The sequence below is a fragment of the Thiomicrolovo immobilis genome (assembly GCF_039645955.1).
Classification (GTDB): Bacteria; Campylobacterota; Campylobacteria; order Campylobacterales; family Sulfurimonadaceae; genus Thiomicrolovo; species Thiomicrolovo diazotrophicus.
The window spans coordinates 1130505-1154939 of record NZ_CP147916.1 but is presented as its reverse complement, the minus strand read 5'-3'; the positions used below and the strand labels follow the sequence as shown (position 1 = coordinate 1154939).

The 24435-nt window shown below is 58.8% G+C and carries 22 protein-coding genes and 1 riboswitch; of the genes, 7 read left to right on the top strand and 15 right to left on the bottom strand.

The window, feature by feature from the left end; all coding sequences use genetic code 11:
• Positions 1-26 precede the first annotated feature (26 nt).
• Complete coding sequence (locus WCX72_RS05940; protein ID WP_345971389.1) at positions 27-1430, bottom strand: TrkA C-terminal domain-containing protein; 1404 nt, start codon at positions 1428-1430, stop codon at positions 27-29.
• A 187-nt stretch (positions 1431-1617) separates the two neighbouring features.
• On the opposite strand from WCX72_RS05940, the gene tgt reads away from it, so the two are divergent.
• Positions 1618-2739: a tRNA guanosine(34) transglycosylase Tgt gene (gene tgt, locus WCX72_RS05935; protein ID WP_345971388.1), complete on the top strand. Its 1122-nt coding sequence runs from the start codon at positions 1618-1620 to the stop codon at positions 2737-2739.
• A gap of 4 nt (positions 2740-2743) precedes the next feature.
• On the opposite strand, the gene WCX72_RS05930 is transcribed toward tgt, so the two are convergent.
• Positions 2744-3616 (bottom strand): hypothetical protein, encoded by an 873-nt coding sequence (locus WCX72_RS05930; protein WP_345971387.1) that lies wholly within the window; start codon positions 3614-3616, stop codon positions 2744-2746.
• 215 nt (positions 3617-3831) lie between these two features.
• On the opposite strand from WCX72_RS05930, the gene WCX72_RS05925 reads away from it, so the two are divergent.
• The gene (locus WCX72_RS05925) at positions 3832-4641 is read left to right on the top strand and encodes a class III extradiol ring-cleavage dioxygenase (protein ID WP_345971386.1); all 810 of its coding nucleotides are present in this window, start codon (positions 3832-3834) and stop codon (positions 4639-4641) included.
• 92 nt (positions 4642-4733) lie between these two features.
• Here the strand turns inward: WCX72_RS05925 and WCX72_RS05920 are convergent, their stop codons facing one another.
• The 13 genes from WCX72_RS05920 to WCX72_RS05860 all read right to left on the bottom strand — a co-directional run bounded on the left by WCX72_RS05920 (position 4734) and on the right by WCX72_RS05860 (position 19239).
• A complete protein-coding gene (locus WCX72_RS05920; protein WP_345971385.1) occupies positions 4734-5948 on the bottom strand; it encodes a hypothetical protein in 1215 nt (404 codons plus the stop codon).
• Between the two features lie 173 nt (positions 5949-6121).
• Complete coding sequence (locus tag WCX72_RS05915; protein WP_345971383.1) at positions 6122-6520, bottom strand: hypothetical protein; 399 nt, start codon at positions 6518-6520, stop codon at positions 6122-6124.
• Positions 6513-7847, bottom strand: a complete 1335-nt coding sequence (gene atzF, locus WCX72_RS05910; protein WP_345971381.1) for an allophanate hydrolase — start codon at positions 7845-7847, stop codon at positions 6513-6515. Before atzF ends, WCX72_RS05915 begins: the two co-directional genes overlap by 8 nt.
• Before the next feature lie 13 nt (positions 7848-7860).
• Positions 7861-8745 carry a DMT family transporter gene (locus WCX72_RS05905; protein ID WP_345971380.1) on the bottom strand — a complete coding sequence of 295 codons (885 nt, stop codon included), beginning with the start codon at positions 8743-8745 and terminating at the stop codon, positions 7861-7863.
• Positions 8742-9593, bottom strand: a complete 852-nt coding sequence (locus WCX72_RS05900) for a TIM barrel protein (protein WP_345971379.1) — start codon at positions 9591-9593, stop codon at positions 8742-8744. The genes WCX72_RS05905 and WCX72_RS05900 overlap by 4 nt, the downstream gene beginning before the upstream one ends.
• 8 nt (positions 9594-9601) lie before the next feature.
• On the bottom strand, positions 9602-13204 hold the full coding sequence (gene uca, locus WCX72_RS05895) for an urea carboxylase (protein ID WP_345971378.1): 3603 nt from the start codon (positions 13202-13204) through the stop codon (positions 9602-9604).
• 96 nt (positions 13205-13300) lie between these two features.
• Positions 13301-14083 (bottom strand): N-acyl homoserine lactonase family protein, encoded by a 783-nt coding sequence (locus WCX72_RS05890; RefSeq protein ID WP_345971377.1) that lies wholly within the window; start codon positions 14081-14083, stop codon positions 13301-13303.
• An 11-nt stretch (positions 14084-14094) separates the two neighbouring features.
• Positions 14095-15108 carry a fatty acid desaturase gene (locus tag WCX72_RS05885; protein ID WP_345971376.1) on the bottom strand — a complete coding sequence of 338 codons (1014 nt, stop codon included), beginning with the start codon at positions 15106-15108 and terminating at the stop codon, positions 14095-14097.
• Between the two features lie 4 nt (positions 15109-15112).
• Positions 15113-15733, bottom strand: a complete 621-nt coding sequence (locus tag WCX72_RS05880) for an urea amidolyase associated protein UAAP2 (RefSeq protein WP_231021152.1) — start codon at positions 15731-15733, stop codon at positions 15113-15115.
• A gap of 10 nt (positions 15734-15743) precedes the next feature.
• Positions 15744-16481, bottom strand: coding sequence for an urea amidolyase associated protein UAAP1 (locus tag WCX72_RS05875; RefSeq protein WP_345971375.1), 738 nt, complete (start codon positions 16479-16481; stop codon positions 15744-15746).
• A gap of 92 nt (positions 16482-16573) precedes the next feature.
• Positions 16574-17338, bottom strand: a complete 765-nt coding sequence (locus WCX72_RS05870) for an ABC transporter ATP-binding protein (protein ID WP_345971374.1) — start codon at positions 17336-17338, stop codon at positions 16574-16576.
• Complete coding sequence (locus tag WCX72_RS05865; protein WP_345971373.1) at positions 17335-18159, bottom strand: ABC transporter permease; 825 nt, start codon at positions 18157-18159, stop codon at positions 17335-17337. Before WCX72_RS05865 ends, WCX72_RS05870 begins: the two co-directional genes overlap by 4 nt.
• Positions 18160-18168: 9 nt before the next feature.
• Positions 18169-19239 (bottom strand): putative urea ABC transporter substrate-binding protein, encoded by a 1071-nt coding sequence (locus WCX72_RS05860; RefSeq protein WP_345971372.1) that lies wholly within the window; start codon positions 19237-19239, stop codon positions 18169-18171.
• Between the two features lie 47 nt (positions 19240-19286).
• A riboswitch (guanidine-I (ykkC/yxkD leader) is annotated at positions 19287-19385 on the bottom strand.
• Between the two features lie 244 nt (positions 19386-19629).
• Here WCX72_RS05860 and WCX72_RS05855 point away from each other — a divergent pair.
• The 5 genes from WCX72_RS05855 (at position 19630) to WCX72_RS05835 (ending at position 24431) form a co-directional block, all read left to right on the top strand.
• Positions 19630-20412, top strand: a complete 783-nt coding sequence (locus tag WCX72_RS05855; protein WP_345971525.1) for a pyridoxine 5'-phosphate synthase — start codon at positions 19630-19632, stop codon at positions 20410-20412.
• Positions 20409-21344 (top strand): 4-hydroxythreonine-4-phosphate dehydrogenase, encoded by a 936-nt coding sequence (pdxA, locus tag WCX72_RS05850; RefSeq protein WP_345971371.1) that lies wholly within the window; start codon positions 20409-20411, stop codon positions 21342-21344. Before WCX72_RS05855 ends, pdxA begins: the two co-directional genes overlap by 4 nt.
• A 92-nt stretch (positions 21345-21436) precedes the next feature.
• On the top strand, positions 21437-21643 hold the full coding sequence (locus WCX72_RS05845) for a hypothetical protein (RefSeq protein ID WP_345971370.1): 207 nt from the start codon (positions 21437-21439) through the stop codon (positions 21641-21643).
• A 68-nt stretch (positions 21644-21711) separates the two neighbouring features.
• Positions 21712-23103, top strand: coding sequence for a Do family serine endopeptidase (locus tag WCX72_RS05840; protein WP_345971369.1), 1392 nt, complete (start codon positions 21712-21714; stop codon positions 23101-23103).
• Between the two features lie 86 nt (positions 23104-23189).
• Positions 23190-24431, top strand: coding sequence for an HD domain-containing phosphohydrolase (locus WCX72_RS05835; RefSeq protein ID WP_345971368.1), 1242 nt, complete (start codon positions 23190-23192; stop codon positions 24429-24431).
• Positions 24432-24435: the final 4 nt, after the last annotated feature.

The following is a 24435-nucleotide window of genomic DNA, read 5'->3' as shown; positions in this document are numbered from 1 at the left end:
ATAGCCATCTTGAGACAGTGCGCTTCCTAGAGGACCGGGATGAAAAGCTGGTGAAAATGGTCCAGGTGGAAGGAGAGTCCCTGCAGATCTGTCGAGAAAAGGGTGAGTACCGGCCGCTGCATGACCGTCTCGGAAAAGGGGATGCACTGCACGAATCGCTCCTCTTTTTTGAGCATGCGCAGTGGGTTGTCCGTACTTTTGCGGATGGAGACGGACTGTGAGAAGATCGCGGAGAGGTTCTGGTAGTACTGCTCCACCTGCTCTTTGAAGCTGTTGTCGTCCTGCTGGTACTCCAGCAGCTCGATCATCCACTCCATCTGCGACGCCATATCGAACATCGTGGTGGTGATCTTCTCGACATCCTCGGACTCGGAGAGCAGCATGACCGCGCGTTTGACGTTGTGCATCTGTCCTGAGGCCATTTTCAGCACCGGGACCTTGAGATCGTAGAGCACTTTGCGCACGGCGTCGATCCCGAAAAGCTTCCGTGAAACGATAATGAAACCCGCATGGACATGGCGCTTGTCATTACTGAGCAGGTAGACCTCGCCACGGCGGTCATAGTCGATCATCACCTCGACGTCCGAAGAGCGCATGGCCTTGATTTCGCGCAGCACGTCCAGGTCGCCGGGGTTGGTGACACGGATGTAAAGCTTGCGGCGGAGGCGCTCCTGCACGTAAAGGGTTTTGCGCAGCATCGGGACGATATCCTCCGCGCGGTCCACATCCATGTCGAAAAAGAGGTAAATCGAGCTGCCGTAGGGGGCGGGAAAGTGCCCCAGTTCCCGCTTGAAAGAGCGGTAGATGGAGATCAGTACGTCCGGTTCGCCGACAAGGAGCAGCAAGTCGTTGGGGTGGATCAGGGTCCGTTCGGTCGGCAGGATCAGCCGCTGGTCGCGGTAGATGCCGGCAATGCGCCACTGCGACTGCTCGATGGCACCGACATGGCGGTAGACATAGGCGCTGCCGAAGGGGACCAGCACCTCCATCACCTCCCCTTCGCCGAGCCCGACGTTCTGGGCGATCACGGGGACGTTGGGGAGATAGTCGATGAGGCGGGCGGAGAGCTGGTCGTTGACGTCGATGGTGAGCGTGTTCGGGTCGTCGATTTTGAGGTCCCACTGATCCAGCATGATGACGCGGACGGAGGGCTTGTCGGCCCTGATGTTCTCAAGGGTATTCACGGCGTCCGCGCGGCTGCTCATCACCAGCATGATCTGCACGAAGTCCATCTTCAGTACGTTGCTGAGCTTGTAACGGCTTGTCGGGTCGAAGGTAAAGAATTTGAAGCGGTCCGGTCCGGCATTCTCGTAACTGCGCTCCTTCATCTGGATGACGTAGTAAAGATTGTCTTTGGAATAGGCTTCGATGGCACGCTCGACGAGATGCTCGCCGATCGTGCAATCCGTGATGATGAGAATTTTTTTCATGGTCCAATGTCGCGACACGGGCACAGGGGCCCGTAGCGGTGCGAATACCTTCTTTCGTCTGCGGTGGAGGCCCGGCGCCGGGATGAGCGTGGCACGGCCTGTCTATTATCGGGAGACATTGTAGCATAACTGCGTGTTTAGGGGGTTTGCGTTACAATTCCGCACTTACATTGCCATAGAGAAGCCCATGACATTTACCCTCGAAGCGACCAGCGGAAACGCCCGGGCCGCCACCATTGAGACGGCACACTCCACCATCCAGACCCCGGTCTTCATGCCCGTGGGAACCGTCGGCAGCGTCAAATCCCTCGACATGCAGGATATGGCCGAACTTTTAGGCGCCAAGATCATCCTCGCCAATACCTATCACATGTACCTGCGCCCGGGCGACGACAGCGTCGCGAAACTCGGCGGTCTGCACAAATTCACGACCTACCCCAACAGTTTCCTCACCGACAGCGGCGGTTTCCAGGCCTTCAGCCTCAGCGACATTTCCAAGGCCGACGCGAACGGCATCGAGTTCCGCAGCCACATCGACGGCTCCAAGCACTACTTTACCCCCGAGAAGGTACTTGATATCCAGTACAACCTTGGCAGCGACATCATGATGATCCTGGACGACCTCGTCGCCCTGCCCGCCACCCGCGAACGCATCGCCCTCTCCATCGACCGCACGACCCAGTGGGCGAAGCAGTCCATCGACTACCACCGCCGAAAACAGCAAGAGGGTATCGGCGTCAACCAGAACATCTTCGCCATCATCCAGGGCGGCATCGACAAGGAGTTCCGCGCCAAATCCGCGACGGAACTCTGCGCCCTCGACTATGACGGCTTCGCCATCGGCGGCCTCTCCGTCGGCGAGAGCAACGCGGACATGTACGACACCGTCGCGCATACTCTCCAGTACATGCCCACGGACAAGCCCCGTTACCTGATGGGCGTCGGGACGCCCGAGGACCTGATCGAGAACATCGACCGCGGCGTCGACATGTTCGACTGCGTCATGCCGACGCGCAACGCCCGCAACGCGACGCTCTTTACTAGCTTCGGCAAGATCAACATCAAGGCTGCCCGGTACAAATACGACGAAGCGCCCGTCGACGACGCGTGCGACTGCTACACCTGCCGCCGCTACAGCCGCGCCTATCTTAACCATCTCTACCGCGCGAAGGAGCTCACCTACTTCCGCCTCGCCTCCATTCACAACCTGCACTACTACCTGAATCTGATGCGCCAGGCGCGCGAAGCGATCCTCGAAGGGCGCTGGAGCGATTTCAAAGCCGAGTTCTACCGCAAACGCGAGGGGTAAGCTTCTACTTCTCCTCATCCAATACTCTGCGCGTCGTCAGGTAGTCAAACCACCCGAGCCCGACGATCATCAGCGTCACGCCCAACAGCAGCAGAAAGCCGTACCCCATCCCCGTATAGTCTCCCAGCGTAATCTTGAAGACGACCATCAGCGACTCGATGGAGAGGGCGATGATGATGGAGACGAGGAACTTGCCCAGCAGCGCATACTGTCCTTCCCGCTGCCGGCCGGCGTTTTTATACATCACCTCGTTCTCAAGAATCGTTTTGGCCAGGTCGAAAATGGCCATCCCCAGGGTGATGGCGATGATGGCTTTGAAAACCTCGTGCAGCATGGCGTCGGCGGCATGGAAGAAGACATACGCGAACGTATACGCACCGTAGAGGATCAGGAAAAGCGAGACAGCGACCAGGGTGGATCCGCCCAGGGCATAGACGATCAGTTTGAAACGCTCGAACCGGGAGTTGTGCTCGATCAGGCGCAGCGCCTCGAGCAGTTTGAGCAGGTTGAAGTCGAAAACGACAAAGCCCCCCTCCCCGTCCGCTGTCACGAGCGTCACGCTGGAATCACCGGTGATGTGGTGAATATAGGGGCTGGTCATGTAGGTACTGAAGTTCTCCAGATTGATATTGGCAAAGTAATGGCTTTTATCCGTGCCGACGCGCGTCACATCCCTGCCCCGCCGGTAGTAGTTCGGGCTCGTCTGTTTGAGGTCGGGTCCGATCAGATAGATCATCTGCAAAAAAGGCAGATGGCTGAAGGCAGTGCGTATTCCGGCTTCGTCCTCAAAATTGAAACGGTCATCCTCTACCCTGTTGCGCAAAAACATTTCGATCGCATGCCGGTGCTGCCGGAACTGGTTCACAATGCGTTTCATGCGGCCTCCTTGCGGCTGCCTGTTTCTGCCGCGCATGCCGATACGGTGTATGCGTCGTTCTCCTTTTTGCACAATAATACTTCATTATGCGCCTGAGCTGTTAAACGGCGACTGAACGCTCCGCGCTAGTCCGCCCGATTAAACTGTCGCGCCATCCTCCGCGTTATAATGAAATCACCAACTGCATCACTAAGCGGGATGAAAAGGAGCGCACAATGGCCCTCAAAGACTCCAAGCATATGCGTGTCCTCTACCTCTCCCACGGCGGCGGGCCGATGCCGCTGCTGGGAGACAGGGGTCACGACGAGATGGTAATCACCCTGAAGCGGATCGCTGCGATGATCGCAAAACCCTCGGCCATCATTGTCGTCAGTGCCCATTGGGAAACAATCACCCCGACGATCACCCACGGCAGTAAGCCCAAACTCATCTACGACTACTACGGATTCCCCGACGAAGCCTACGACATCACCTACCCCGCTCCCGGTGCGCCGGCCCTGGCGGATGAGCTGCACTGGAGCCTCCAACAGCACGGGATCGAATCGATCCTGGACGACGATCGCGGCTTCGACCACGGGCTGTTCGTCCCCCTCAAGATCATGTATCCCGATGCGGACATTCCCTGCATACAGCTCTCGCTCGTCAAGGGCCTGGAGCCGGCCGCGCATCTGCACATGGGCGAGGCGCTGGCATCGCTCTCGCACGACAACATCCTCGTGATCGGCTCGGGCTTCTCTTTTCACAATATGAACGCCTTCTTTACCCCCTCCCGGGAACGTACGGATAAGAACGACGCCTTCAAGCGCTGGCTCATCAAGACCTGTTCGGACAAAGCGCTGATCGAGAGCGAACGCAGCGAACGGCTGATCAACTGGGAGCATGCCCCCTACGCCCGGTACTGTCACCCCAGAGCGGAACATCTCCTGCCGCTACATGTCTGTTACGGCGCGACGGGACGAGCCTGCGACAGCGTTTTCGAGGCGGAGATACTCGGCGTCTCTTCGGCGATGTTTCTGTGGTCTTGAAAAAGGGATAGGAGAAGGCGCCCGGAAGAGGAGAATGAAGGCTCCCGGGCAAAAGTAGTGTGTCGCGCGTCGGCGCGCATCTACGGCTTCAATTAGAAGTTGTAGACGAGGTAGAGCTGCAGCGTGTTGTAAGCGTCGCCGTTGTTAATGGCGTCGTCATCCGCATAGATGTAGGCGAACAGCGCATCAAGCTTGCCGAATGATTTGGCAGCCGTAAAGGTTACTTCGCTCACCGTGTTTTTGAAATAAGCCGGACCAAAGCCACCATCTGTGTCGATGTTGGTGTAGAAGAGTCCGAGATCAGCCATTTCAGGAATGCTGTATGTCGCCGTGACGTTGTAGGCATCCGTACCCGGCAGGCCGACATAACCGAAGTTCCACCATGCTTCCGTGTAGAGCTTGGACTGCATACCCCAGCCTTCGCCCGGTGTGGTTGCGATATTACCGATGTACATGTCACCGTCTTTATCCGTTGTGGAGTAGGAAGCGTAGATACCGAGGTTCTCAATCCCTTCGTAACCCAGTTTTGCCGCAAACGCCGTGGAGTCGTCAGCCGCAGAGACGAGCTCGTTCGGGTTGATATCCGTATACTGGAGGCCTGCAACGATGCCTGCCATGGAGAGGTCTGCTTCAAGCCAGTATGCCGTCGCCGTATCAGGCAGTTCATAGTACCACGCCTGCGCCGTCAGCGGCTCGAAGGAGTTGTTGATCGCACCAACAGCGATCGCACCCTGGTCGCCGATGGTGGAGAAGTTACCCTTCGTGTCTGTCAGCAGGAACTGGGAGTAGCCGTTTCCGGTTGCAACCCATGCACCGACAAGCGTCGTATCCGGGATATCCGTATTGGTAACCGTCGCCGCTTCAAAGTTGTTTGCTGTAATGCCCCACGTTTCCGTAAAGAGCAGCGGCGTATCGAGTTCCATACGACCGCCTTTGACAACCGTGTTACCCAGTTTTGCGGAGAGCCACGCTTCGCCGATCCAACCGGTCGTCGTATAGAAGTCACCTGTCGCAGTGTCAAGATGCGCACCGGACCATACGTTATTAGCAATCTCTTTGTCAAGGCCAAGCGTACTGACAGCGTAACCTGTTACGCCGGCAGAGAGGATCTCATCGATATCCGTTGTAATGCTCAGGCGTGCACCGAAATCGGCCGTGCTGCTCGCTTTGCCGAAAAGGTCGGCACCGTGACCATCAAATGTAGAGTAGAAGAAACGGGCATCACCGCCGACTTCTGTATTTTCAAATGCAAAAGCGCTGCTTCCCAGGAGCAGTGCCGCCATCAAACTCATTTTTGTCATTTTCATTATGTTTCCTTATCGGTAGATAGACTTGCTTTATGTCTTTAGTACTTTACCAACGGTCTAACATTTTTAAACCGCTATATTGTTTATTTTTTAATCATGCATAGGACAAATTCTATTCATCTCATTTTTTCCACCTCCAAAAAGTTGGTTTTCTTTTCGGCTGAAAAGAAGCGTCAGCGCGGCGTTGAAGCGAGGTACTCCCGCCAGCCGCCGAAGGCAGTGATCTCTTCGGCACCTTTGAGCGCATCAGCCTCGCACAAGAAGCCGTAAACGGCGCTGCCGTCTTCGAGCTGCACGGTGCCGATACAGAGCGGCGAAGCGATCTGGACCATAAACGCGCCGAAATGCTCCAGCGGCATCGACCACACCTCAAGGGTGACGCTGCTCTGCGCATCACTGTCGCGGACCATCCCCGGACGCGGCGGTACTTTCTCCGGCACATCAAAAAGGCGGTACCCTTTTGCCGTGCTTGTCGCCGCCACAAAGGTTGCGTCCAGCTCCGTCAACTGGTGGTTGAGCGGCAGACCGCGCATATGCGCACCGCAGACGGCGATCTCGATCGTCTCAGCCACGGGGCGCCTCCGCAACAAACGCTTCGCCGACGTCCATCAGACGGCGGTCGTCAAAGGCGTCGCTGAAGAGCGTGACACCGAAGGGGAGCCCGTTGGGGCGGAACCCGGCCGGGACGGCGTAGGCGGCGAAGTCAAGCAGGTTCATAAAATTGGTGTAGTAGCCGAGGTTCGTATTCAGCTGCACCGGGTCGGCGTTGACCGCCTCAATGGTGTAGATGGTCCCTGTTGTGGGTGTCAGGGCGAAATCCGTCCCCTCGAGCATCTGTTCGGAGTGGCGCTTGTAGGCTTTAAGACGGTATTCGGCATTGAAATACGCCTCTGCACTCTTGTCACGCCCCTGCTCGATGATGCCGCGGGTGACGTCGAGTACCTGCTCGGGCGTTTCGTCCACGATCGCTTTCGTCGCGATATAGCGTTCGGCGACCCAGGGACCCGAATAGAGCAGGTTCGCCGCGTCAAGCATCGGTGAGAAATCCGTTTCGACCGCCGTATACCCCATGGATTCGAAGCGGGCTACCGCTTCTTTGAAGAGCGCTTCCGCCTCGCTGTCCCCGAAGAACTTCAGCTGCGACGGCAGCGGTACGGCAAAGCGCATCGTTTTTTCCGCTGCACCCGCTGTCTGCGGCATCTTGCGGCTGTAGGGGTCTGCGGCGTCAAAGGCGCATGCGATGTCAAAGACCGCTTTGGCGTCCTCGGTGTTGACAGCAAAGATAGAGACGCAGTCGAGGCTGCGGCACGCCGGGACGACACCGGAGGTGCTCAATACCCCCTTGGAGGGCTTGACGCCCACAAGGTTGTTAAAGGCCGCCGGAACGCGTCCCGATCCCGCCGTATCCGTCCCCAGGGAGAAGGCCGCCATCTCCAGAGCGACGCTGATGGCGCTCCCCGAACTGGAACCGCCGGAGATGTAGGCGGGGTCGATGCTATTATGGCAGGCGCCGTAGGGCGAACGCGTCCCGACGAGGCCCGTCGCGAACTGGTCGAGGTTCGTCTTGCCGACGGGAATCGCTCCCGCCTCGATCAGCTGCGCGACGACGAAAGCGGAGGCTTCCGGGACGTAGCTGAATGCCGGACAGGCGGCCGTCGTCGGGATGCCGGCGAGGTCGATATTGTCCTTGATCGCGAAGGGGATCCCGTAGAGCGGCAGTAATGCCGGACTCACCCCTTCAAGACGTTCGAGATAGGGTTCGGTCTCTGCCTCGCTCAGCGCATGGATAAAAATAGGGTTTTCCGCATTCGCCTCGATCCGCGCGCGGATATTCGCCATGACGTCGCGCGGGGTTGTTGTCCCGTTTTTATAATCGTTCAAAAGTTGTGAAATCGTCATAATCTATTCCTTTTTATATCGTCGTCTCGGGGAGATCGTCCTCTTTGGTACGCAGCGCCTCGATCAGCGCCGCCGCGAGGATCAGCACGCCGCCGATCATCTCCATGGCGTCCATCCGTTCTCCCGCGATCAGCGTCGCGGAGATAACGGCGGTGATCAGCTCCATGATAATGATGATGGAGGAGCGCCCCGCTTCCATATGCGTCACGCCCCACTGCGAACCGATATTGGCCAGCAGCAGCCACAGCAACGCGTAAGCCGCGAGGGCAAACCACGCTTCGGGAGCCGCGTCATAGGGGAGCTGTTCCACGCCCAGGCCGAGCAGTGCACCGGCCAGGATCAGGCAGCCGTAGAACATCACCGTGATCTTCGATGCGACCGGGACCGCTGCTGCCGCGCGGAAAACCAGGTTGTTCATCGCGAAGAGCAAGCCCGAAAGCAGCGCGATCAGGTCGATCCATGACGGGGCACCGCTGAGGGCGTCGAAACCGCCGAGAATGACAAAGGCACCCGTGACCGCCAGGGCGGCACCGAGCCAGCGCCAGAGATCGACGCCTTCACGCAGGAAGAACTTCCCGCCGAGCACGCCCCAGACGGGCAGCAGGTAGAAGAGCACCATGACGCGGATCACCTCGCCGTTGATCAGGGCATAGGTAAACGCAAGGTTCGCACCCCCGCCGAAGAGCAGGATCATTCCCATCGCCCGCTTATGTTCGCGCCACTGCGAAAATTGCGCCATGAGCACCGGCGTCAGCAGGAGGGCAAGGATGCCGTAGGCACCCATCGTCAGTGCGATGCCGTCTATGCCCATGCTATTGATCTGTTTGAGCGGCAGCCAGGTAAGCCCCCAAAGGACCGACGCGCCGAGCAGCACGACGACAGGCAGGTGCGATCTCATGCCGCCGCCTTTGCCATATGGCGCTGAAAATGGAGCCGTTCCGTGTCGCCCATCCACTGGTTGAGTTCCCACAGATCGGCCACCGGGGCCTGGGTAAAGGGGAGCGTATGCAGATAGCCGTCGGGGCCGAACTCCGGCGTCATCGTCGATATCGCGAAGCCGCGGTGGTACTGCGCTTCCCAGAAACGTTCCCAGGCCGCCTGGTGCGCCTCCAGGGCATAGGCATACTCCGGTGCCGCCGGGTGCGGGACCTGCGGCCCCTGGTCGTAACCGACGCGGGCATGGATATGTTTCACGTTCGGCGCGATCGCCTCGATGGTCTCGCGTTCGCTGTCCATCTGCCGTTCGCAGACGACGCACCAGTGGCTGATATCGGCCGTCAGGGATATCTCCGGCAGCGCTTCAACGATCCGGCGCGTCACCCAGGGGTTGAAGAGGCTGCGGCTGCGGTGGGTCTCAAAACTGATCTGCAGGCCGTAGCGCTCCGCCAGTTTCATCCCCTCTTTGAAAAAGCGCAGGCTCTCCGCCTCACTCCAGGCGTCCAGTCCGCCGATGCAGGTCACAAAGCGCGGGGAGAGTTCCGCACTCCGCGCGAGAATCGCGTTGAGGTCATCCAGGTGCCCCTCGACACCGAGATCACGACGCGGGACGTAATCGCCCCCGGTCACCGCCTCAGCGATATAGTGCAGACCGTACTTTTCAAGGCACGCTTTCCAGTAGGCACGCTGGGAGGAGGATTCGGGCGCCGGGCCCTCAATGCCGTCGAACCCGGCCGCCAGGGCTTCGGCACAGGCGGTCTCGAAATCCCCCCTAACGCCCCACATGGTTTTATAACGCTGCAGTTCCATGATCAATCCTACTCCTGCGATTCGATAACGAAGAGCATCTTGCCCGCGTGCACGCTCTCGCCCTCGTGGCAGAGCACCTTGACGATCTTGCCCGCTTCGGGGGCTTCAATGTCGACTTCCATCTTCATCGATTCGGCGATGGCCAGTACTTCGCCCTCTTCGACCGTGTCGCCGAGTTTCGCCATCACCTTCCAGAGGCTTCCCTGTACCGGGGATTCGACCGCTTCGTCGTGTTCGCCAAGCGCGATCACCTCCATCGTCTCCGCTTTCACTTCGCCGCTCTCGCTGGTGAAGTTCGCCAGGCCCGTGCGTTCCCACATGGCGCGTTCTTCGTCAAAGGCGTTCTGCTGCGTCGTTTTAAAGGCTTTGATGCTCGCCTCGTTCTCGCTCAGGAAATCTTTGTACCCTTTGAGGCTGAAGGTCGTCTCTTCGACTTCGAGCTTCATGCGGCCGCGGGGAAAATCCTCGCGCATCTTGTGCAGCTCCTCGGCGCTCACCTCGTAGAATTTGATCTGGTCGAAGAAGCGCAGCAGCCACGGCTTGCCCTCTTTGAAATCCGCCGTCTGACGGTGGCGGTTCCACATCTGCACCGTCCTACCGACGAACTGATAGCCGCCGGGACCTTCCATGCCGTAGACACACATATAGGCCCCGCCGATGCCGACGGCGTTTTCCGGGGTCCAGGTCCGCGCCGGGTTGTACTTGGTCGTGACCAGGCGGTGGCGCGGATCGAGCGGCGTGGCGACGGGCGCACCGAGGTAGACGTCCCCCAGCCCCATGACGAGGTAGTTGGCACCGAAGACGATCTTCTTGACCTCGTCGATGGAGTCCAGACCGTTAATGCGACGGATGAACTCGATGTTCGAAGGACACCACGGTGCATCGGGACGGACCGTTTTCATATACTTGTCTATGGCGACGCGGGTCGACTCGTCGTCCCAGGAGAGCGGCAGGTGCACGACGCGGGCCGGTACCTCGATGTCGTCGATGGACGGCAGGGTCAGCTCGATCTCTTTCAGGCGCTCGATCAACGCCGCGCGGTCGCAGGCTTTCGGGTCGAAATGCACCTGCAGCGAGCGGATACCCGGGGTGATGTCGGTGACGCCCTCGAAAGCTTCCTCTTTCATCGCCTCCATCAGTACGTGGGCACGGAAGCGCAGTTCGATGTCGAGCTGCATTTCGCCGTACTCGACAAGAAGGTTCGCGTCACCGGACTGGCGGATGACCATCGCCGGCAGGTCGCCCTTCGCCTCGTCGGCGAAAAGGATCGGCGAACCGATCGGTTTGGGGTCGAGGAAAGGACGCTCGTCATAGGTGCAGAGCGTTGCGATCGCCTCCTCCTGCGCTTTGAGCATCTCCATCGCCGTATCATGCTCCACCGGGACGAATTTCACTTTGTCCCCCGCGCGAAGCTGGCCCATCTTCCACAGCTCGGCACTGACGATGGTGACCGGGCAGACGAAACCGCCGAGGCTCGGACCGTCGGGGCCGAGGATGACCGGCATGTCGCCGGTAAAGTCCACGGCGCCGATCGCGTAGGCGTTATCATGGATGTTGGAGGGATGCAGCCCCGCTTCGCCGCCGTCCGTACGCGCCCACTGCGGTTTGGGGCCGATCAGGCGTACGCCGGTGCGGTTGGAGTTGTAGTGGATCTCCCACTCCGTCTTGAAGAAGGTCTCGATGTCCTCGTCGGTGAAGAAATCCGGGGCGCCGTGCGGTCCGTAGAGCACGCCGATCTCCCAGCGGTTCTCATATCCGTGGCGCGGCACGGCCGGGGCCGCTGCGGCCTCACCCTCCGTCATCGTGTCGATGTGCAGGACGTCGCCGGGAACAAGGGTGCGACCCGCATGGCCGCCGAACTGACCCAGTGTAAAGGTCGAGCGGCTGCCGAGGTACTCGGGGACGTCGAATCCGCCGCGGACGGCGAGGTAGGTTCTAAACCCCTCGTTCTGGATCTTTTTCAGTTTAAGCACGCTGCCGGCCTTGACCGCAAACGCTTCGTTCATGCCCACCGGCTCGTTGTCGATAGAGGCGTCAATCTGCGCGCCGCAGAGCGCGACGACGCTGTCAGTGTTGAAGCGCAGGGTCGGCCCGGCAATGGCGATCTCAAGGCCCGCCGCCGCTTCGCTGTTACCCACGAGGCGGTTGGCATAGCGGAAGCTGAAGCCGTCGAAGGGACCTGACGGCGGAACGCCGATGTCCCAGTAGCCGCTGCGGCCCGGGTAGTCCTGGATCGTCGTCTGGGTCCCGGGGCGCAGGACGTCGATGCTCTTGGGGGTAAAGCTGAAGCCGTCAAGGTACTTCGTCGTCTGTTCGCCCCGCTCGAAAACATCGGAGGCGACGATGGCCCCGAGGTAGCGGAGGTTCGTCTCGATGCCGTCGATGCGGGTCTGTGCGATGGCGCTGCCGATCTTGGCAAGCGCGTCGCTGCGGTCGCTGCCCTTGACGATGAGCTTGGCGATCATCGGGTCGTAGAAGGAGGAGACTTCGAGGCCCGTTTCAATGAAGGTGTCGCAGCGGATCCCATCGGCGAAGGCGACGTTCGTCAGGACCCCTGAGCTGGGCTGGAAGTTTTTCATCGGGTCTTCGGCGTAGACACGCACCTGGATGGCGTGGCCCTGCGGGGCGTGGACGTAGTTGTAAAGCGCCGGGTTCTCGCCGGCGGCCGTGCGGATCATCCATTCGACGAGGTCGACACCTGTCACCTCTTCGGTAATGCCGTGCTCGACCTGCAGGCGGGTATTGACCTCAAGGAAATAGAACGCGCCGCTGTCAGTGTCGTAGACGAACTCGACCGTCCCGGCGGAGCGGTAGGCGACGGAAGCCGTCAGGTCTCTGGCGGCCGTGTAGAGCGCTTCGCGCGTCTCATCCGAGATCAAAGGGGCCGGAGTCTCCTCGATCACCTTCTGGTTGCGGCGCTGCACGGAGCAGTCGCGGTCGCCCAGCGTCGCGACGTAGCCCTCGCCGTCCCCGAAGACCTGCACTTCGATGTGGCGTGCATGTGCGACGTATTTTTCCAGGAACATCCCGCCGTCAGAGAAGTTGTTCTCGCTGAGGCGCTTGACGGAGTCGTAGGCACTAAGCAGCTGCGCTTCATCGAAACAGAGCTGCATCCCGATCCCGCCGCCGCCGGCGGTACTTTTGAGCATGACCGGGTAGCCGATGCGCGCCGCTTCGCTTTTCGCTTCGTCAAGGTCGGCCAGCAGTGAGGAGCCCGGCAGGAGGGGGACGTTGTTCGCCTCGGCCAGGGCACGGGCCGTGTGCTTGAGGCCGAACTTCTCCATATGCTCCGTACGCGGACCGATAAAGGCGATCCCGGCCGCCTCGCAGGCGCTGGCAAAGGCCGCATTTTCGCTCAGGAAGCCGTAGCCCGGGTGCACCGCTTCGGCACCGCTCTGTTTTGCAATGTCAAGGATCTTGTCCGCGTCGAGGTAGCTCTCGGAAGCCACCCCGTGGCCGATATAGTAGGCCTCGTCTGCCAGGCTGACATGCAGGGAGTCGGTATCGGCGCCGGTATAAACGGCGACGGAGCCAATGCCCATCTTCTTGAGCGTACGGATGACGCGGCAGGCGATCTCTCCGCGGTTGGCGATCAAAACTTTGCTAAACATTTTCAGGTCCTTAAAAAATAGTACTTTTCGGGCCGTCCCGGTCGTCTGAATGCCGCAGGCCGTCCCGAGGCACTGGAAGAAACGCTCTTCCCGGCGTTATTCGAAAAATTTCGGAAAGCGGTTCTTGCTCTCGAAAAAGGCCATGTCGTGGTTGGGCCACAGATCGGCGCCCGTTTCAAGGGCGAGCCGCTTGAGCTTGCGGATGCTCTCGAGCGCCTGCGTTTCGTCGTCACGGTAGCAGAGCCCCGGCGCGATCTCCCGCTCCAGGTTTTCCCGCAGGTCCGCCGCATCGCCGGCGAGGAGGATCGGCGCGCCCTTGGGCAGCTCGATCATCATCGACATGTGCCCGGCCGTATGGCCCGGCGTTTCGATGGCGCGTACGCCGGGGACGAGGTCGTATTCCCCCTTGTAAACGCGCCAGTTCACGGGGCAGTCGAAGTCCTCTTTGAAGTAGGCTTCGTCCGCCGGCTCCCGCGCCGCCTCGAGCTCTTTTTCATGCACGTGCACTTCCGCACCGCAGAATTCGCAGACCCCGCCGGCGTGGTCGAAATGCAGATGCCCGCAGAAGACGACGTCGATGTCTTCCTTCTGCAGCCCCAGCTCCGCCAGACGGTTGGGCAGACGCTGTTCCTCGGTCATCTGCGGCGGGCCGAAGGGAAAGCCCTCGTGCTCGTAGAACTGCTTGCGCAGAACCGGGTCGGCGATCTTCGTGTAGTCGCATCCCACATCGTAAAGGATACGGCCGTTGGACGTCTCGATCAGGTAAGCCAGGATCGGGGCGTCGATGATCACTCCCGCCCCGTGGTTGCGGGTTGAGAGCGTCTTCTCGTAACGGTGGGTTCCCGTCAGGATGGGCCAGAACTTCTTTACCTGTGTCATGTTGGACTCCTTCAGTGCGCCGTCAGGAACGAGACGCCGTCCACCCCGATAAAGGTGCGGCCTGCATCGTGCTTGACGTCAAGGTCGGCCGGGTCCCCGTTGAGGACCCGCGCGACACGGTAGCGGTGGTAGCTGCGCGCCAGGTCAGAGAACATCAGCACCTGCGTCCTGTCCTCGCCGTAGAGCTTGGCATGCAGCCCCGGCAGCCGGTACCACGGCTGGATCTGCTGGTCGTGGTGAACGTTGTGGTACGCGAAATTGAGGACCAGCAGGTTCAGCCACGGGTATTTCTCTGAGATCAGGTTCGAATAGGTGTTGCGCGATTCGAAGGCGCGGTCATACTGTTTTACTTGCGCTTCGCGCGAAAAGTCCAATGTTTCATGCACATCATAGGTGTGCTGGTGCACGTCCATGAAACGCATGACCGTCAGGAAAATCATGTACGCCAGCGGGTAAAGCAGCAGCACCTTCAGCGAAATCGAGGCCAGTGCGCCAAAGAAAGCGATACGCAGCAGCAGTACCGTAACGACGCGGCGGCGCAGATAGCGGCGGCTCTCTTTGACAAACGGCAGAACCACGACCAGGGCGTGCATCATGATCTCAAGGGCCGGGATGTAGAACCACTCCAGTACCTGGATCGTCTTGAGCAGTTTCGGATAGTGCAGCAGGCGGGTACGGAAATCGAACGAAACGACGTCGGCACGATCCAAGTGGTGGCGGACATGCTTCAGACGTATCGCCTCGTAATCACTGTACGACGCGCCGCAGATCCAGAGCAGTGCCTCTCCGAAGCGGCGGTTGTTGATCGGCAGCCTGAAGAGCGAATCGTGGGCACACTCGTGAATGAAATAGGCGGCGATGACCATACCGTGCGCCAGTAGGAGTACCCCTGCCGCGTTCAGCCACAAGGAATCGGCCAGGATGGCGGCAAATCCGCCCACGTAGGCACTCAGCATATAGGTCCATGCCGCCAGGTTCGGCAGCCATGCATCTTCGAAGCGCAGAAGCCGTGTCGCCTTTTTCATCGTCTCAGTCGTCCCAGATGACCAGCTGAATCGGCGACGGGTTGAACGCGTTGCACGGGTTGTTGAGCTGCGGACAGTTCGAGATCAGCACCAGTGTGTCCATCTCGGCTTTCATGTCGACATAGTCGCCCGGCTTGGAGATACCGTCGACGATGATCAGGAAACCGTTCTCCTCGATCGGCACGTTCATGAAGAAGTTGATGTTGTTCGTGAGGTCCCGCGGATCCATTTCCCGTTCACCGATCTCGAAAAGGTAGTTGTCACGGCAGCTGTGCATGTACTTCGTATCGTGGCCGTAACGTACGGTGTTGCTCTCCGCAGAGCAGTGCCCGCCCAGGGTATCGTGATTGCCGCAGGTATCGTCGGTGATCGTCATCATGACATTGTCGTCGGTGGAGATCAGCTGGGTGCCCGTCGTGACGAAGATGCTTCCCTGCTCGCGGATCGTATCGTTGGCCGAATAGCGCTCTTCATGATCATTGGCATTGTAAAAAAGCGTGTCGACGGCCTGGCACCCTTCAAGGTCGACGATACGCAGCGTCTGGCCTTTTTTCACGACGTAGCTCCATGGCACGCCGGCCGGCAGTTTGTGGTTGTATACGGCTGTTTCGATGTCTCTTTTCATCACGCGCTCCTCAGGCAAAGTAGCGTGCGTTGTTCTTGAACGCACGTTGGGACTGGATACTGAAGTTCATGCAGTAATCATCTTCGGTGACCGGGGCCGCTTTGAACAGCGTCAGCTGGACGTCGCTCGGGTTGTACGTTCCCGTTTCCATGACATGCGGCGTGTTGGAGAGTACCAGCAGGACGTTCATCTCCGCACGCAGTTCGATGTAGCTCTCCGGCTGCGGTCGCTTTTCCGAAAGCGCCAGCTTGTTGCCCTCTTTGACGTCGACACGTCTGAAAAAGTTGACCGCCTGAAGCATGTCGCGTTTTCCCATGCCGTATTTGCCGAGTTCGACGAGGAAGTTCTCCCGGTCGCTTTTGTAGTAGCGGTTGCGGATATGTTCGAAATCGCCTTCGCCGAAGTTTTTCGCGACAAGGCGCGGGTTGCTGATCCCGCCGATGGCATCAAAAAGCCCCTCGGTCGTATCTTCCGTAATGGAAAGCAGAACGCGGCCCTGCTCGGAATAGAAAACCCGCCCTTTGCAGAAGTAGGCATTATGCTGAAGTTTGACCGTGTCGGCGGAGTTGAAACGCTCCGAGGTGTTGTCAGCGTTGTAGAACATCGCGCTGAGGGTGCCCAGCCCGTCCTTGGTCGTGATGCGGATCTTGTCGCCGCGCTTGATGATCTTCGACCAGCGTGCACCGCCCGGGAGCACCTCGTCGAGGATGATGGATTCTGGTTTCAGGTTTTTGTGTTCAGTAATCACTGTTTCTCCTTCAAAGTTTTCGGGCCGTCCCGCGCGTCATGATGCCGCAAGTCGTCCTGCGGCACTGGAAGATCTGCTCTTCCGGGATTGGATCAAACCTTGATGGTTTTATCGATCTCTTCGAGTACGGATTCGCGCGTATCCCCGACGGGGATGTCGTAGGTGATGCGCGCCCCGTAGGCGTTGGGTGCATGCGGATCGTGGCGAACCTTGTCGAAGACCAGCAGCCGCGTTCCCAGGTAGAATCCCTCGTGGAGGTCATGGGTCACCATGACGACGGTGAGGTTGTTCTTCTCCCACAGGTCGAGGATCAGCGCGTGCATGTCGGCGCGGATCCCCGGGTCGAGGGCTCCGAAGGGTTCGTCCAGCAGCAGGATCTTCGGCTTTTTCACCAGAGACTGCGCGATGGAGAGACGCTGCTGCATCCCCCCGGAGAGCTCGCTGGGGTACTTGTGCGCCGCGTCGCCCAGGCCGACGGCTTCAAGCATCGCCATCGCTTCGGCTTCCGCCGCCTTGCGGGCCTGGCCGAAAAGGCGCCCCATCAGCGGCGACTGGTCAAACTCGATCCCGAGCATGACGTTTTTCAGCACGCTCAGGTGCGAAAAGACCGAGTAACGCTGGAAGACGATCCCGCGGTCGACACCCGGCTCTTCCGGGAAAGGCTTCCCATCAAGCAAAAAGGTGCCGCGGGTCGGGTTCTCCTGCCCCAGCAGCATCTTCAGAAAGGTCGTTTTCCCGCAGCCCGACGGTCCGACGAGCGTACAGAATTCCCCCGCTTCGATGTTTAGGTTCAGGTTTTCCAGCACGACGTTGTCACCGTACTCTTTCCAGAGGTTTTTGACGGTGACGAGGCTCATGACTGCTCCTTTCCTGCGTCATACCACGGGAACACCTTGTAAGTGAACCGCTTGAGCAGATAATCAAACAAAAAGGCGAGGAAGGTGATCCAGGCGACATACGGCAGGATCACATCCATCGACAGATAGCGGCGTACCAGGAAGATCCGGTACCCCAGCCCTTCGGTGGCCGAAATCGCTTCGGCGGAGATCAGGAAGATCCACGCCGTCCCCATGGTGAGGCGCACCGCATCAAGCAGGCGCGGAAAGATCTGCGGCAGCACGACGCGCAGGACGATCGTCCAGGACGATCCGCCCAGGGTCTGTGCCTTGATCAGCTGCTCCGCAGGAATCTCCATGACCCGCTGCTGCAGGTCGCGGACGATCAGCGGGGTCACCCCGATGACGATTAGTGCTACTTTAGCCAGCTCACCCATACCGAAGATAATGAATAAGATGGGCAAAATAGCCATTGGCGGCACCATGGAAAAGGCCGCGACGAAGGGCGAAAGGCCCGCACGAACGAAGGGAATGAACCCCAGCGGGATCCCCATCAGCAGCGCAAGCACCGCACTGATGAGCACGCCGAGGCCGAGACGCTCGAGCGAGGCAACCGTATCCCGGGCGAAGAGGTATTCGCCGGTACGCTTGCTCGGTTCAAACGCCATACGGTCGATGGCTTCGGCAAAGCTGCTCATCGAGGGCAGCAGTTTGTCGTTCGGATTTTCCGCCAGGCGGACTTCCGACGCTCCCAGGTAGAGGAGCACGATCAGGACGAACGGCAGCAGCCCCAGGAAAAAGAGGGACTGCTTCGACGGTCTGAGGTTCATTAAACGTTTCATGAGAGGACCTTACAGTTTCCCTTCGGCTGCCATTTTGACGTAGGTGTCGTCGAAGCGAAGCTTGATGTTTTTCGGATCACCGAACGTTTTACCGCCCGGGAACGCCATACCGATGAACTCGGCGTCAGGAGCACCTTCACCGAGGATGCCGTGATCAAAGGAGAATTCGCTGACTTTTTTCATCGTCGCCGGAATGGCGTCGCTGGTGGTAAACGTCAGCAGGTCAGCGGGCTCGTAGAACATCATCGTGGAGTCAAGCTGGCTCTTGTACCCCGCGAGGTCCGTACCGGAAGCCTGCGCCATAAAAGTCAGGGCCGCTTCGTCGCCCTTTTTCATCAGTGCCATCGTTTCAAACCATGCACCGGTCAGTGCCTTGGCCAGTTTCGGGTTGTCTTTGAGCGTTTCAGTGTTGATGACGAGCATATCGATGATCTCGCCCGGCGTCTTGCTGGAGTCGAAGACAAGGTTCGCATCTTTATTGTTGGCCATGATCTCGCTGAGCTGCGGATTCCATGTCGTCATCGCCGTAACGTCTTTCGTCCCCCATGCCGCGACCATGTCGGCGTCGGATGTGTTGAGGACCTTGACGTCTTTCTCGCTCAGGCCAACCGTTTCAAGCGCACGCGCCAGCAGGTAGTGTGAGACAGAGAGTTCGACGAGGTTGACCGTCTGGCCTTTGATGTCGGAAAGTTTTTTCTTGTTTTTGAGGAGGATACCGTCGTTCCCGTTGGAGTAGTCACCCATGATGACCGCCGTAGAGTCAACGCCGCCGGCAGCCGGAATAGTGAGGGCGTCCATATTTGTCATGAGACAGCCGTCAAATTTTCCTGCAGTATATTGGTTGATTGATTCGATGTAGTCGTTGACCTGGACCATCTCGATCTCGATGCCGTATTTTTTGGCCCACTTGTCGATGATCCCTTTTTGCTGGGCGTAATCCCAGGGCATCCATCCGACATAGATCGTCCAGGAGACCTGAAACTTATCTTTGACTTCCGCCATCAGCGAAGAGGCACCAAGGCCCATGACCAGCGTAGCGGCAACTAAGAGTTTTGAGGTAGATTTGAAAATAGATTTCATGTAAATCTCCTGAGTAGGTAATGGAATAAACACGCCAAGAGGTTGTAACCTCCCGGGCTTTTATCCCTCCGTGTAACCCCTACTCAAGAGGTCGACGGCTCTCGGACCAGACACGGTAACCCGCCGGAACCCTAGCCGCCTATTGTGGACAGTGGTGAGGTTAAACAACCTCGTGACATGTTTTCTGGGTGTCAGTATAACATTTTTATCAAACAGGTGAAGAAGTTTGGTGGTTAAAAAATAATCACCATTAAAAACAGTCACAACTTTCGTGTTCAATGCGCGAAAACGGCCAGATCCTTTTTACCGATTTTATCTGTTAATATGGGTATAATTTCATGACCATTGAGAGAGCAGAGAAGGAGTTGCATGCCCCAGGATCACCGTCCCATCCAGCTCGGCGTCAATATCGACCATATCGCCGTACTGCGCGAAGCGCGCCGCATCAATGATCCCGACCCGCTGATGGCCCTCGCCCTCTGTGCGCAGAACGGCGCGGACCAGATCACCATCCACCTCCGCGAAGACCGCCGCCACATTCACGACGAGGACGCCCAGAAGATCATCGCCTCCTCGCCGCTGCCGGTCAACCTGGAGTGCTCCATCAACCAGTCGATCATCGACATCGTCTGCGAACTCCGTCCCCACCGCGCCACGCTTGTGCCGGAAAACCGCGAAGAGGTGACCACCGAAGGCGGGCTTGACGTCATCGGCCAAAGCACCGCCGTCTCCGATGCGATCGACCAGCTTCACGATGCCGGGATCCCCGTATCGCTCTTCGTCGATCCCTCCGCGCACATTATGGAGCAGTCCAAAGCCCTGGAAGCGGAAATGGTGGAACTCCACACGGGAACCTACGCCAATATCTATGCGATGCTCCACTCCGCCCTCCCCTATACCCGCCACAGCATCCCCGACCTCGAACTGCCGCGCGACGACCTGCAGCGCCGCCTCGAAGCCGCCGTCGACGCCCTGCGCCAGAGCGCGGAACACGCCCATTCCATCGGCCTCGAAATCGCCGCGGGCCATGGGCTGAACTACCATAATGTGCATGCTATCACGGCCATTGCAGAGATCACAGAGCTCAATATCGGCCAGAGCATTGTCGCACGCTCCGTCTTCTCCGGCCTCGCTGCCGCAGTGCGCGATATGAAAGCGCTGCTCGTCCGATGAGCCTGCCACGCCTTGCCGTCAGCATCGGTGATCCGAACGGGGTCGGCCCGGAGATCGCCCTGCGGACCCATCCGCAGATCGCCGACGTCTGCCGCCCCTATTACTGCGTCGACCCCGAGGTCATGGCCGAGGCGGCATCCCTGCTGGGCATGCAGCTGCCCGACGATTTCACCATGGTCCCCCTGGGGCTCCCCGCCGCCATCAAGCCCGGATGCGTCACCGCCGATGCCGGGCGCTACAGCCACGCCTCCTTTGTCAAGGCGATCGCGCTGACCGAAGCGGGCGAAACGGATGCCATCGTCACCCTCCCGATCCACAAAGAGGCGTGGATGCAGGCGGGCATCACCTACAAAGGTCACACCGACCTGCTGCGTGATCATTTCGAGCAGGAAGCGATCATGATGCTGGGGTGCAGCCAGCTCTATGTCGCGCTCTTTACCGAACACGTTCCGCTCAAAGAGGTACCGGCGAAGGTCGAGCGCAACGCCCTCGCCCGTTTTCTCGTCGACCTCTACCGGGCCACCGGCTTCGATGATATAGCCGTACTGGGGCTCAATCCCCATGCCGGGGATAACGGCGTACTCGGTGATGAAGAGCGGGAGATCGAAGCGGCCATTGACCTGGCCAACGACACGATCGCCTCAAAAGGGTTCAAGTGCGACGGACGCCCCTTTTTCGGGCCGGTCGTTCCCGATGCCGCCTTTACGCCGACCTTCCGTTCCGTGCACCGTCATATCGTGGCCATGTATCACGACCAGGGGCTCGCTCCGCTCAAGGCCCTCTATTTCGACGAAAGTGTCAACATCTCGCTGAACCTTCCCATTATCCGTACTTCCGTCGACCACGGCACCGCGTTCGACATCGCCTACCGCGGCAAAGCACGCCTCAACAGTTACCGCAATGCCGTGGATACCGCACTGAGACTCCTCTAGAAAACTTTCATTTATTTTATAATTATTTGTGATATTAAATTGACAATTTCACACTAGAATCAATCTATACCAAACTATTTTAGGGTTGACTGATGGGAACGGAAAAAGTCAAACAGCATATCTACATTATCAAGCAGCGCAAGCGGATCAATCTGGCCAGCGGCCCCTTCGAGTACGAGGAGCTTCTGGGAAAATGCACCAGCACGGAAGAGGCGAAAAAAATTCTTGACGCCCATCCCGACGCCTATATCTCGGAAGACTCCACCTACAGCGACTCCGACCTGTTCCGCTACGAGTAGCACACTGTTTACACACGATTAAATAGCGCGTTCTATACTGGGTTATTCCACTTTTCAAAGGATGATCGATGCCCAGAAGATACCTACTACTCAGTTCCATTCTTTCCGCCGTGCTGACCCTCCAGGCCGCGGCCGTCACCTTTGACGAAATGCCTCCGGTGACCAAGAGGGTGATGCCCAACGGTCCCAACGAGGTGCTCTCATTCAGTCCTGCCGTCGAGCGGGCGAAGGCATCCATCGTCTACATCTCATCGAAACAGACGCGCTCCCAGAAGTACATGGAACAGATGCACCCGTTCTTTGAACAGTTCTTCGGACGGCGCTACAATCCCAATCCCCACCGCCAGAGCCTCGGTTCCGGTGTTATCGTTACCAAGGACGGCTACATCGTCACCAATAATCATGTCGTCGAAGATGCCGACACCATCATGGTCAAACTGCCGGATTCCCAAAAGGAGTATCGCGCCAAGCTTGTCGGCAGTGACCCCAAATCGGATATCGCCGTTATCCGAATCGACGCGGAGGGGCTGACGCCGATCCGGATGGGCAGCTCCGCCGAGCTCCAGATCGGGGATATCGTCTTTGCGATCGGCAACCCCTTCGGTGTCGGTCTCAGCGTCTCGCAGGGGATCGTTTCGGCCCAGCATAAAAGCGGCATCGGGATCAACGAGTACGAGAACTTCATCCAGACCGATGCCTCCATCAACCCCGGGAACTCCGGCGGTGCCCTCGTCGACAGCCGCGGGGCGCTGATCGGTATCAACTCCGCCATCATCACCCGCAGCGGCGGCAACAACGGGATCGGCTTTGCCATCGAGGTCGATATGGTCAAAAGCATTGCCAAGAAACTGATCGAGGACGGCAGCGTCACGCGGGGCTACCTCGGCGTCAGCATCGGCAATATGACCAAAGAGCTGCAGTCGCTGTACAAGCATGAACAGGGTGCCCTGCTCAACGATATCGTTGTCGATTCGCCGGCGGCAAAGGCGGGACTGAAACGGGGCGACCTCATAATCGCCGTCGACGGCGACCCTATCCGCAACGCCGCCGACCTGAAGAACAGGGTCGGGATGTACCGTCCCGGAAGCCGTGTCAAAATCACCTATGAACGCGACGGCGACACCGACAGCGTCTATGTCAATCTGACCGACCTGGGCGAACACGACACGAACGACGCCGACGCCGTCTTTGAAGGAGTGAGCCTGCAGAACATTGACGCGCAGCAGCGTTACCGCCTGCGGATACCCGATGACGTCGAGGGGGTCCTTGTCACCGAAGTCGACGCCGAGAGCGATGCGGCGATGCAGGGTATCCGGCCCGGAGACATCATTGTCCAGCTGGAAAACACCCCCGTCACCGACATCGCCTCCCTGGTCAAAGCGCACAAAAACGCCAAAGGGAAAATCAAGCGTGTCTACGTCTACCGCAAAGGGCAAGTCTACGTCGTCGCCCTTCCCTAAGCCGTGCCCCGGTGATCCCGGGCATTGGGATCCGGCACCCTGATGCGTTACAATAGAGGTTGACACACTGTACCGGAGATGCCACTATGCTCCTCTCGTTCACGTTACGCATGATTATCGCCTATCTCATTGTCATCGGCATTATGTTTGCCACGGTGTACCAACAGCACCATTCGCGGATGGAAGATTATGTCAGTCAGCGCTTCGCGGACGTTATGACGCAGGTACGCGCACACCTGGCGATGGATGAATCCGAACCGGTCAGTGAAGAGATGCGTGAAGTGCTGCATAGTATGCAGATCCCCTATCTCGAAGCCTATGACGGGAAAGGGCGTCTGCTGCACACCTTCGCCTCCGGCAAATGGGCTTCGCTTAAGGACAAGACACCGTTGCCGGTTCTGCCGGCCGGTGAAGAGGAGGATTTCACGTTGATCGAACATGACCGCTCCCCCTACCTTGTTTTCGCCACCGGACCGGCCCAGATCAAGAATCCTTTCGGGCGGCAAGTCGTCAGGGCTTTCCGCGGCGTGCTGCCCGTCGACGAGGGCATCATCCGGCGCATGCGTGAGCATTATGCCAATGCGCTCTGGCTTGTGCTCGCGACCGGCGCGGTATTTGCCCTCGCCCTTTTTCCGATGATCCTCTTCTACTATCGGCAGCTTCGCCTCAAAAACAGTGAGCTGATCCGCAGCTATTTCGGGACCGTTTCCGCCCTCGGCAGCGCCGTCGCCCAGCGTGACAGCGGCACGTCGAGCCACAGTTACCGTGTCACACTCTATACGCTGAGACTTGCCGAGGCGCTGCAGTGCTGCGGTCAAAAGCACATTGCCAATATCATCCTCGGCGCCTATCTCCACGATATCGGCAAAATCGGCATTCCGGACGCAATTTTGTTAAAAGCGGGCAAATTGACCGCCGATGAGTTCGAGCTGATGAAAAGCCATGTCGAGAAAGGGCTGGAAATCGTCAGCCATGTCACCTGGCTTTCCAACGCCGGGAGCGTGATCGCCGGCCACCATGAGAAGTATGACGGCAGCGGTTATCCCCACGGCCTGCGCGGAGAGGCGATCCCCCTGGAAGCGCGCATCTTCAGCGTCGCCGACGTCTTTGACGCCCTGAGCTCACGCCGCCCCTACAAAGCGCCCATGACGCTCGAGGCCTCCCTCGACTACATCAAAAGCCATTCCGGTACCCACTTCGATCCCGCCATCGTCGCAGTGTTCATTCGCATCGTGCCCGGGATCTACCGCGAGACGCTGCAGCGGAGCGAAAGGGAGCTCGAAGCGATGCTGCAAAAAGAGGTCGAACCCTACATCAACAGGCTATGATGCC

Excerpts from the sequence above, each read along its gene's own strand:
- WCX72_RS05940 (WP_345971389.1), bottom strand. The coding sequence starts at position 1,430 with ATGAAAAAAATTCTCATCATCACGGATTGCACGATCGGCGAGCATCTC.
- tgt (WP_345971388.1), top strand. The coding sequence starts at position 1,618 with ATGACATTTACCCTCGAAGCGACCAGCGGAAACGCCCGGGCCGCCACC.
- WCX72_RS05930 (WP_345971387.1), bottom strand. The coding sequence starts at position 3,616 with ATGAAACGCATTGTGAACCAGTTCCGGCAGCACCGGCATGCGATCGAA.
- WCX72_RS05925 (WP_345971386.1), top strand. The coding sequence starts at position 3,832 with ATGGCCCTCAAAGACTCCAAGCATATGCGTGTCCTCTACCTCTCCCAC.
- WCX72_RS05920 (WP_345971385.1), bottom strand. The coding sequence starts at position 5,948 with ATGAAAATGACAAAAATGAGTTTGATGGCGGCACTGCTCCTGGGAAGC.
- atzF (WP_345971381.1), bottom strand. The coding sequence starts at position 7,847 with ATGACGATTTCACAACTTTTGAACGATTATAAAAACGGGACAACAACC.
- WCX72_RS05905 (WP_345971380.1), bottom strand. The coding sequence starts at position 8,745 with ATGAGATCGCACCTGCCTGTCGTCGTGCTGCTCGGCGCGTCGGTCCTT.
- WCX72_RS05900 (WP_345971379.1), bottom strand. The coding sequence starts at position 9,593 with ATGGAACTGCAGCGTTATAAAACCATGTGGGGCGTTAGGGGGGATTTC.
- uca (WP_345971378.1), bottom strand. The coding sequence starts at position 13,204 with ATGTTTAGCAAAGTTTTGATCGCCAACCGCGGAGAGATCGCCTGCCGC.
- WCX72_RS05890 (WP_345971377.1), bottom strand. The coding sequence starts at position 14,083 with ATGACACAGGTAAAGAAGTTCTGGCCCATCCTGACGGGAACCCACCGT.
- WCX72_RS05885 (WP_345971376.1), bottom strand. The coding sequence starts at position 15,108 with ATGAAAAAGGCGACACGGCTTCTGCGCTTCGAAGATGCATGGCTGCCG.
- WCX72_RS05880 (WP_231021152.1), bottom strand. The coding sequence starts at position 15,733 with ATGAAAAGAGACATCGAAACAGCCGTATACAACCACAAACTGCCGGCC.
- WCX72_RS05870 (WP_345971374.1), bottom strand. The coding sequence starts at position 17,338 with ATGAGCCTCGTCACCGTCAAAAACCTCTGGAAAGAGTACGGTGACAAC.
- WCX72_RS05865 (WP_345971373.1), bottom strand. The coding sequence starts at position 18,159 with ATGAAACGTTTAATGAACCTCAGACCGTCGAAGCAGTCCCTCTTTTTC.
- WCX72_RS05860 (WP_345971372.1), bottom strand. The coding sequence starts at position 19,239 with ATGAAATCTATTTTCAAATCTACCTCAAAACTCTTAGTTGCCGCTACG.
- pdxA (WP_345971371.1), top strand. The coding sequence starts at position 20,409 with ATGAGCCTGCCACGCCTTGCCGTCAGCATCGGTGATCCGAACGGGGTC.
- WCX72_RS05845 (WP_345971370.1), top strand. The coding sequence starts at position 21,437 with ATGGGAACGGAAAAAGTCAAACAGCATATCTACATTATCAAGCAGCGC.
- WCX72_RS05840 (WP_345971369.1), top strand. The coding sequence starts at position 21,712 with ATGCCCAGAAGATACCTACTACTCAGTTCCATTCTTTCCGCCGTGCTG.
- WCX72_RS05835 (WP_345971368.1), top strand. The coding sequence starts at position 23,190 with ATGCTCCTCTCGTTCACGTTACGCATGATTATCGCCTATCTCATTGTC.